Annotated in this window: 8 protein-coding genes and 1 pseudogene; 6 read left to right on the top strand and 3 right to left on the bottom strand. The window is 43.2% G+C overall.

Translation table 11 applies throughout. The features are described 5' to 3' along the window. Positions 1–64: 64 nt before the first annotated feature. Together JGK20_RS31200 and JGK20_RS31195 are read left to right on the top strand one after the other, a co-directional pair. A pseudogene (locus tag JGK20_RS31200) lies at positions 65–276 on the top strand (hypothetical protein); the annotation flags it as partial. 178 nt (positions 277–454) lie between these two features. After that, a protein-coding gene (locus JGK20_RS31195) for an IS630 family transposase (RefSeq protein ID WP_293233374.1) occupies positions 455–1,412 on the top strand; the annotation gives its coding sequence in 2 pieces (ribosomal slippage) (positions 455–550 and positions 552–1,412; 957 coding nt in all). Between the two features lie 216 nt (positions 1,413–1,628). On the opposite strand, the gene JGK20_RS31190 is transcribed toward JGK20_RS31195, so the two are convergent. Next, on the bottom strand, positions 1,629–2,672 hold the full coding sequence (locus JGK20_RS31190) for an adenylate/guanylate cyclase domain-containing protein (protein WP_293207881.1): 1,044 nt from the start codon (positions 2,670–2,672) through the stop codon (positions 1,629–1,631). 474 nt (positions 2,673–3,146) lie between these two features. Between JGK20_RS31190 and JGK20_RS31185 the strand changes: the two genes are divergently transcribed. Both JGK20_RS31185 and JGK20_RS31180 read left to right on the top strand, forming a co-directional pair. Continuing rightward, on the top strand, positions 3,147–4,280 hold the full coding sequence (locus JGK20_RS31185) for a class I SAM-dependent methyltransferase (RefSeq protein ID WP_293213087.1): 1,134 nt from the start codon (positions 3,147–3,149) through the stop codon (positions 4,278–4,280). Positions 4,281–4,562: 282 nt separating this feature from the next. After that, positions 4,563–5,342 carry a photosystem II S4 domain protein gene (locus JGK20_RS31180; RefSeq protein WP_293187081.1) on the top strand — a complete coding sequence of 260 codons (780 nt, stop codon included), beginning with the start codon at positions 4,563–4,565 and terminating at the stop codon, positions 5,340–5,342. Between the two features lie 268 nt (positions 5,343–5,610). Here JGK20_RS31180 and JGK20_RS31175 read toward each other — a convergent pair whose 3' ends face one another. Next, positions 5,611–6,399, bottom strand: coding sequence for an SDR family oxidoreductase (locus JGK20_RS31175; RefSeq protein ID WP_293193907.1), 789 nt, complete (start codon positions 6,397–6,399; stop codon positions 5,611–5,613). A 98-nt stretch (positions 6,400–6,497) separates the two neighbouring features. On the opposite strand from JGK20_RS31175, the gene JGK20_RS31170 reads away from it, so the two are divergent. Both JGK20_RS31170 and JGK20_RS31165 read left to right on the top strand, forming a co-directional pair. After that, positions 6,498–7,634, top strand: coding sequence for a hypothetical protein (locus tag JGK20_RS31170; protein WP_293233372.1), 1,137 nt, complete (start codon positions 6,498–6,500; stop codon positions 7,632–7,634). Next, positions 7,607–7,789 carry a hypothetical protein gene (locus tag JGK20_RS31165; RefSeq protein WP_293233370.1) on the top strand — a complete coding sequence of 61 codons (183 nt, stop codon included), beginning with the start codon at positions 7,607–7,609 and terminating at the stop codon, positions 7,787–7,789. Before JGK20_RS31170 ends, JGK20_RS31165 begins: the two co-directional genes overlap by 28 nt. Before the next feature lie 6 nt (positions 7,790–7,795). Here JGK20_RS31165 and JGK20_RS31160 read toward each other — a convergent pair whose 3' ends face one another. Next, a complete protein-coding gene (locus JGK20_RS31160) occupies positions 7,796–8,071 on the bottom strand; it encodes a hypothetical protein (RefSeq protein WP_293185558.1) in 276 nt (91 codons plus the stop codon). Positions 8,072–8,197: the final 126 nt, after the last annotated feature.

Here is an 8,197-nt window from a genome sequence, read left to right as displayed (position 1 = left end):
GCCGAGTAGAACTCGAATTCACTCATCTTTCTAAATGCTGTTTTCTCACTTTTTCAGCAAGCCCTATCTAGAAAAGCATCGCTCTCGAATTGTTAACTATGAGCAATTATCATCAGATAAGATTTGTTCCATAGGCTCGGGAGCGGTGGAATCGGCTGTCAAACAAATAGATAGAAGGTTGAAAAATTCTGGAGCTCAATGGTTGAAAAAAAATGTCATAACAAGATGCTAAAACTTCGTTGTGCTTATAGCCTTTCTCAGAAAGATGAGGTATGATGTTACTGACACTTACTCATGAGGATCAAACAGATAAGACGCGATCGAATGAACTATAATTATATGGTTCAGTAAAGCCCAGCGGAAGCGATATAACACATAATAGCATTGTTCTGACAGCACGAAGAAGTTGACTCACAACACGTTTACTTGTACTCCTCTTCATACATTGTGAAAAATGAAAACGTATTCGATTGATTTTCGGCAAAAAATTCTTGATACTTATCATACTGAACCGATTTCACAAAAAGCAATAGCTAAGCATTTTTCGCTCTGCCCTCAGCTTTGTACAAAAATTGCTTAAACAATATCGTGAAACAAAAAATATTACTCCCCGAACTGACCGATGTGGAGTCAAAGGCAAACTGAATGCAGAGCAACTACTCATATTGGGGAAATTGATTGAAGAAAATAATGATGCCACTCTTGAAGAACTTCGTTATTTACTTTATGGAAAAATTGGATTTTCTGTTAGTATATCGACAATAGCAAGAATGATAAAACTCTTAGATATTACCGTCAAAAAAAAGACTCTATTCCCTTCAGGCAAAGGCACAGAGCGAGTCCAAATACTGCGATGTGAGTTCTGGGAAAAAATTAAAAAGATTAGTTTGAAAGACTTAATATTCATTGATGAATCTGGAGTTAATTTGGCAATGGTTAGATTATATGCTAGAGCTTTGAAAGGTCAGAGAGCCAAGGGGCCAAAGCCAACTAAACGTGGTCAAAATGTCTCAATAATTGGAGCAATGTCAGTGTCTGAAATTTTGACATCGGTTAATCTAATAGGCGGAACTGATGCAATTACATTTGAAGCTTTTATTATCAGAAAACTTGTGCCAAAACTATGGAAAGGGGCTTGTGTAGTCATGGATAATTGTCCCATTCACTTGGGAGACGAAGTGAAAAAAGCTATCGAAAAAAAAGGGGCAAAATTAATATTGTTATCTCCTTATTCACCAGATTTTTCACCAATTGAAAATCTGTGGTCAAAGCTTAAAAATATTCTCCGTTCGATCGAGACACCTAATTATCAAGAATTAGGCAAAGCCATAGAGTTGGCGTTGGGTCAAGTTACATCATCAAATATTTTTAACTGGTTTACACACTGCTGTTATTGTACCTCATCTTTCTGAGAAAGGCTATACCTCAACGACCTCTTGGCTATTTGAGGCTTTTGCAAAACCGGGATGCTCCCGTCATGCTTCGCCCCTACACACATATTTGATAAACACAGATGTACCAGATTTTTCTTTAAGGATTGTCGATGTATTCGCACCCTACGAATAATGTTGCCATACCGTTGAATGCTTTAGTATCACAATAATTATATGCTCAGATTAATCTAAGTTTCACGATCCAAATATTTTCCGAATCCAATTCCGCAGCGCAGCCAATAAACCCATTAAATTCTTGAAAAACCCCTGCAAAAAAGAACTTTTCTCAACCTCGAAAATCTCCTCGATTTCCACCGGGAGCGGTGGCATTCCGACAACTTCGTAAAGCGGATATTCGCCGCTCTTTCCGGGGATTTTAACTGATACGCACTGGTTGACGATCGCCAAATCCTTGATTTCCTCATAAGTTTCCTCGGAAATCAGCAAACTTGTTCCCACTTGCTTGTTCGCAGCTTCAATCCGGCTGGCAAAATTTACCGCATCCCCGATCGCCGTTACTGTCTGATTTTTCTTGGCCCCCAGATTCCCCACAACCGCCAAACCGCAGTGAATCCCAATCCCAATCCGCAACCTGTGACTGTATAAAGTCTCAAAATACGGATTGAGTTTGTCCAATTCCTCCAGCATTTCCACCCCAGCCCTCACCGCTTGTTCGGCCGCCTTCTCTGAATTTTCCAACCCAAACAGCGCCATAAAACCGTCGCCCATATAATTATTGATCATCCCGCCGTTGCGGTTGATTACATAACCCATTTTTTGGAAATACCGATTTAAAATATAAATTACATCGTAGGGTAATAGCGATTCTGCAAAGGCGGTAAACCCTCGAATATCGGCAAACAAAATTGCAATTTTCTTTTCTTGACCCACAGGTGCAGAAATCAAGTTTCCGGCGATTTCGTCGTTAAATGTTTCTAAGTCTTCAGAATCGATCGCCAATCTCCGCAAAATCACCTTCCCGCCCGCCACCTGTGTCTGACAAGCCAGCCTAATTTCCGGCTCTAGGCGCAGTTTGTTCGCGAGCTCATCTTCCGCTGAATTGCGGGGCGAGCAAAATTCCAAACCTTCGACTATCAAGACACGACAAGTCGAACACCGCGCACTACCACCACAGGCGTGGGTGTGGGGAATGCCGGCACGCAGGGAAGCTTCCAGAATTATATCGTCGTCGTCTATCTCGATCGCGCGATCGTCCGGCAGATAGTGAATCTGTGGCATATGTGGCGTTTCTAACTAAGTAGCGAGGCATGAGCGGACATCTGTTATTGCAGTGACTCTGTATGCAAACCCGGTTTTTCGACATCTTTTCTGCATTCCCTGATTGATTCAGTATAAGTCGCGATCGACATTAGCTTCTCGTGCCGTCACCTCAACCGCCAAACTCACTCAGCATTAAAATCGCGATCGCACAATGAAAACACCTCAATTATATGCCAAGTAAAGCCTTTGGAATCAAGCTCAAAGCTCAAAGCTCAAAGCTCAAATTAACTGACATAATTCTTAATAAATTTATGATAGCTCAAAACCCTTTAAATCCGTTATTAAATTCCCTGGAACCGCCAGATATTTTGAGAGTTTTGCAGGCTTTTTTCTTCCAAACCTTACTTGATAAGAGTTTGAGCTTTTTTGTTCCCTAAGGAGCAGCCAATTTGCTTGAGATAGAATAGCAGCATCTTTAAAACCCGTATAACCATGAGTTCATCAACAGCCCTACAAAACATCGAACAGCACATCCCGCTGGTGGGAAATATCCATCTCAAAAGTCCGATCGCCTATCGAGCAACCTGCGTCGCAGTCAGTGCGGTTAACGCGGTGCAAATGGCAGTAGCAGAGTCTTATATCAACGGCTTAGAAGTACCGGATTCTGTATTGCGAGGTCTTTTTGATACCTGTATGCCCGTCTTTTTTAAGTATTTTCCCTCTCTGCTCGCACCCTACGAATGGGTACTCAAAGAAACAGAACACACCGCGGAAGGCCCGCGAGATTTAATGAAACTTCAGTACGACTTACCTCAAGCCATGCTGAATCCCATGTTAGGCGAGAGCAAACTGATTTATCCCAAATACAGCATGGGATTGTGGGAAAAAGGAGCAGCCAACCTCGAACAATCTCAAATTCAGATGATTGATGATGTAATTGAGAAACTAGAGATTCAGGATGGCGATCGCATTTTAGACTTTGGCTGCGGTTGGGGCTGCGTTCCCAATTACATTCTTTCCAAATTCCCCAATGTCCAGTTTACTGGCATTAATCTCAGCCACCATCAATGCGAATATATGCGTCACAGGATGCAAGATCCCGACAGCTACCTCAGTTCAGGTCGATTTACCTTATTTGAAGGCGATTTGAACGACGCCCAATTCGATACCAAATTTGACAAAATTCTCTCGATCGGAGTTTTTTGTCATGTCGGTAATTTAACCAAAGCTTTTCAAAAGCTCTCCTCTTTCCTCAAAGATAACGGCCGCGCTTTCATTCACATCATCACCGTTCGCACCCCTAACAACATCTCCAGTGTTTTCACCCACAAATACATTTTCCCCCACGGTCGTTACTGGAAATACGATGCCGTTCCCAGCCACAACAAAGACCTCAAAACCATCAAACAATGGTATCTCAACGGTTACAATTACTCTACAACCTTTGCTAACTGGCTGAAAAACTTTGATGACTCTCAGGCGATAGTCAAAGATTTAGACTACGGCATCGACTATGCCAAATTCCGCAGAATCTGGCGGTTTTACTTGATTTGGTTTGTTGCTAATTTCGCCAGTTGCGATGGTGAATATAACGGCAACGGTCAATATTTAATGGTTCATTCCTAATCGCTGACATTCCTGGACGCATCAACCGAGTTTTTCAACACCCGTAATCCGTTAATGAGAAAATCTCACCTGTAGGGAAACGACACTGCCGTTTCCGGCGGGGAGTTAAAGCAATAACAGATAATTGTTGCTACGGTTATCAAACGTAGCAACAATTTTTAATAATTGGTATTATTTGACAATCTTAGACTATAATTAAAGTAGTGGGACTGCTAAAGAAGTAGACTTTTTAGTTGCTACACCAACGTTTGGCAATTTCAAATTAGAATCTAAAATTGACTGATGTTACAAAAAGAAGAACTGTTAAAAGGCATCGAAAACCGCGAATGTGTGGCGCGGGCATTAGACCAAGCTGAACAAGCAATTAAAACTTGGGAAGTTACTCTGACTGATTTTCTGTCGCCGCCGGAGTTGGCGGACACTCTGACGGTATTTAAGCGCTTAACTGATGTGGAATTAGTGGCTTGGGGTGGCTATCCCCAGGGTGAAAGGCAGAGAATTGCGATCGCCCGATCGGAAATCCCGATCGACTCTGGGAGTGTTAGCATTGCTGCGGTGGAGATAGCCGGCAATTTCCTGTTTGACACCGCCAGTCACCGCGACTTCTTAGGCGCAATGCTGGGTACGGGGATTGTCCGCGAAAAAACCGGGGATGTGATTGTCTTGGGGGAACGGGGCGCGCAGGCGATTGTCATGCCGGAGATGGTAGAGTATTTGGAGATGAGTTTGCAGCAAGTGCGATCGGTTCCGGTAAAAACTCGGCGCATTGAGTTGAGCGAACTAAAAATTAGAGAACCGAAAAAGAAAGAGATGACAACCGTTGAAGCATCAATGAGATTGGATGCTGTGGCTTCTGCTGGATTCGCGATGTCTCGCAGCAAAATGGTTGATTTTATTGACAGAGGGGACGTGCGAGTTAATTGGAAAGACATCACCCAAGCTAGTTATAACGTTAAGTCGGGAGATTTAATCGCTGTTACTGGTAAGGGAAGATTAGAAATTGGGGAAGTTATGATTACTAAAAAAGAACGCTATCGAGTGCAGTTAACTCGATATCTGTAATTTTGACCACATCGTTGAGTTAAAAGAAACCGGGTTTTTTACGATATTTAAGGTGACAACGAATTATTTCGAGAAAAACCCGGTTTCTGCCCACATCGTTGAGTTAAAAGAAACCGGGTTTTTTACGATAGTTAAGGTGACAACGAATTATTTCGAGAAAAACCCGGTTTCTGCCCACATCGTTGAGTTAAAAGAAACCGGGTTTTTTACGATATTTAAGGTGACAACGAATTATTTCGAGAAAAACCCGGTTTCTGGCCACCTTCAGTTATCCTGGCTTACGCTGAAATAGCTTGGCTATCGAGTTTACCAAAAGTTCTCGCGGCATAAATCGGGGCATATTTACGATGAGTGGATTGGGGAATCCGCCCGTCACGACGTTAGACTGATTTTTCTCTAAAGCTTTGAGTGCATCTCGCACTACTTCATCGGCGGGGACGAGTTTTTGCCCGCTGCTAGATGCTAGGGATGCCGGAAATTCTGCTGCTTTAAAAAAATCGGATTCTGTGGGGCCCGCACAAAGTGCTAAAACCCGAATTCCTAAATCTTTGTTTTCCGCCCAAAGTGCCTCGCTGAAACTCAAGACAAAAGCTTTAGTTGCTGCATAAATTGATAAATACGGCATCGGTTGAAAGGCTGCAATAGAAGCAACATTGATGATACTTCCCGATTTTCTATCCCGCATTCCCGATAAAAATAAGTGCGATAGTTCAACTAATGCTACAATATTCAGTTGCAGAATTCCTACTTGTTTTGCTAAAGGGCGATCGGCAAAAGCACCATAATCCCCAAAACCCGCATTGTTCACCAACAAATCAACCGTCCAACCTTTTTGGGCAACCGCATCAAATACAGCAGTGGTGGCTCCTGGCGCAGTCAAATCTTGAACGATAATTTCGACCAAAATATTGAATTCCTGTTGCAGTTTAGCAGCTAGCTGCTGCAATTTGGCTTCGGAACGAGCTACCAAGATTAGATTGTGCTGGCGTTGGGCTAATTCGATGGCAAAGGCTGCGCCTATTCCGCCTGAAGCACCGGTGATTAAAGCAGTTGGCATGAACTTAATTTAGATTATTTGATTGGGGCTTTATATATTTTAACAATTATCTCGTCTAGCAGCCTGTAGAATAATTAAATAGGGAATAGGTGAGTTTTATGGGGCGTCTTACCGATCGAGCTTTTGACATTTTACGGGCCCAAGTTGACAAGTGCGCGGCTGATGATGCTCTAGCGGGTGGGGTTTACCGCAAGATGGTGATGAAGCGGCTGGAGAAATTGCGATCGCAAAACGGCACTTTCGCATCCAGAGAAGAAATCCGCGATACTTTCAAAGACGAATTTCCCACATTCAGTGAAGAAGCTCTCAAAGCTGCTGTCAAAGCCAACCAGCCGCCCGGCTTGTTTAGTAAAATTATCTGGATAGGCGGTTTTTTGGGCGCTGGGGCGGGGATAATTTGGCTGGTTAATTTACCAATTCCCATAATTCGCCACTCCGTAGCAAACACGTTTCCCATATTATTAATGCCGAGTTTTAGCAGTATGGATTACAATTACCGACAGGCGATCGCCCTCGTGGAACAATCCGATCAACTTGTTAACAAAGCTACGGCTGCGGCAGATTTTGAATATGGCGACACGAAAGTAAAACAAGCTCAAAAACACCTCGATGCTTTGCCGGTGTGGTTCCTCGGCTACTATCCAAAAACTTATTGCTCTTTTTCCCGCTGCCGTTGGCGCTTTACAGTGGATGAATTTCAAGCAGCCCGCAAAAATATCGGGCGGATGGATGCTCAAATTTTTCAGCAAAAAAATGCTTTTACTGAGTTAAATAAAGTCGAACAAACTCTCGACGCCGCAAAACAGGAGTACCAGCAAGCGAAAACTGCCGCCGACAGGCAAAAAGCGACTGGAAATTGGCAAAGTGCGATCGACAAACTCAACCAAATCCCCGCCGAAACCCTCGCCGGAGAAACTGCTAAGAAAAAACTCCAAGCAGCAGAAAGAGATTTTCAAGCAATGGGAGGAATCGCCACAGGTTCGGTACACGCCGACAACTTAATTGAAGCAGCCAAAGAATTTGCTCTTTCCGCCGCCGTCGCCTCGCAAAAACCGCCGCATCCAGCCGCCCAGTGGGAACAAATAGCAGGATTGTGGGAAGAAGGAATTAACCGACTGAAAATGGTTCCTGTGGATAATCCGGGCTATCTCGACGCTCAAACCAAACTCGCCCAATACCAGAAAAATTTAGGAATTTCCCAGAAAGCTTGTTTGCCAACTTGCAAAATAATGTAAATTCTCCCAGTCAAAATCCCAGTAACTCCCTCGGACAATTGCAACAGATTATCAATCAATTAGAATCTGTCAAACCTGGGACAACTGTTTATCCAGAATCTCAAAAATGGCTGCAATCTGCTCGAAAAAAACAGCAAGAATGGCAAAAGAAATAAAGTGTATTAGTCACAAACCTCGATCGCAATACCGCCAAATTTCCCTTCCTCGGCCCAACACTTGACCCCTTCAATATAGCAAAGGTGGCTGGGATACTCTTCTTTAGTATCCGCTACAATCGCCTCAAAACCGCCATTGAAGTCGTTAAAAAATTGTACCTTGCGCCCTTGACTGTCACAGGCTTTGCTACAGCAAGTCGAACATACTAGACGGGGATATCGATCCCAATATGGCGATGGGATGGAACAGATGGGACAGGGCTTAAATTGTCGATCGCTCATAAAAAGATGCAATTAAAAAATATATCGATTACCAAGTCGGATCGACATACAGATTAATTGTAACTTGCTTTTTCCCCGAAGGTATGCCGGAAATACAAGCACAAATCGCCTCCCCGTCATCAATTT

Source organism: Microcoleus sp. PH2017_05_CCC_O_A (genome assembly GCF_020738785.1).
GTDB lineage: Bacteria > Cyanobacteriota > Cyanobacteriia > Cyanobacteriales > Microcoleaceae > Microcoleus.
Note: the sequence above shows the minus strand (reverse complement) of the source record. Positions and strands in the feature narration are given on the sequence as shown.

What these genes read in the sequence shown, in the direction of transcription:
- JGK20_RS31180 (WP_293187081.1), top strand. Translation starts at nt 4,563, where the DNA reads ATGTTACAAAAAGAAGAACTGTTAAAAGGCATCGAAAACCGCGAATGT.
- JGK20_RS31170 (WP_293233372.1), top strand. Translation starts at nt 6,498, where the DNA reads ATGGGGCGTCTTACCGATCGAGCTTTTGACATTTTACGGGCCCAAGTT.
- JGK20_RS31190 (WP_293207881.1), bottom strand. Translation starts at nt 2,672, where the DNA reads ATGCCACAGATTCACTATCTGCCGGACGATCGCGCGATCGAGATAGAC.
- JGK20_RS31175 (WP_293193907.1), bottom strand. Translation starts at nt 6,399, where the DNA reads ATGCCAACTGCTTTAATCACCGGTGCTTCAGGCGGAATAGGCGCAGCC.
- JGK20_RS31185 (WP_293213087.1), top strand. Translation starts at nt 3,147, where the DNA reads ATGAGTTCATCAACAGCCCTACAAAACATCGAACAGCACATCCCGCTG.
- JGK20_RS31160 (WP_293185558.1), bottom strand. Translation starts at nt 8,071, where the DNA reads ATGAGCGATCGACAATTTAAGCCCTGTCCCATCTGTTCCATCCCATCG.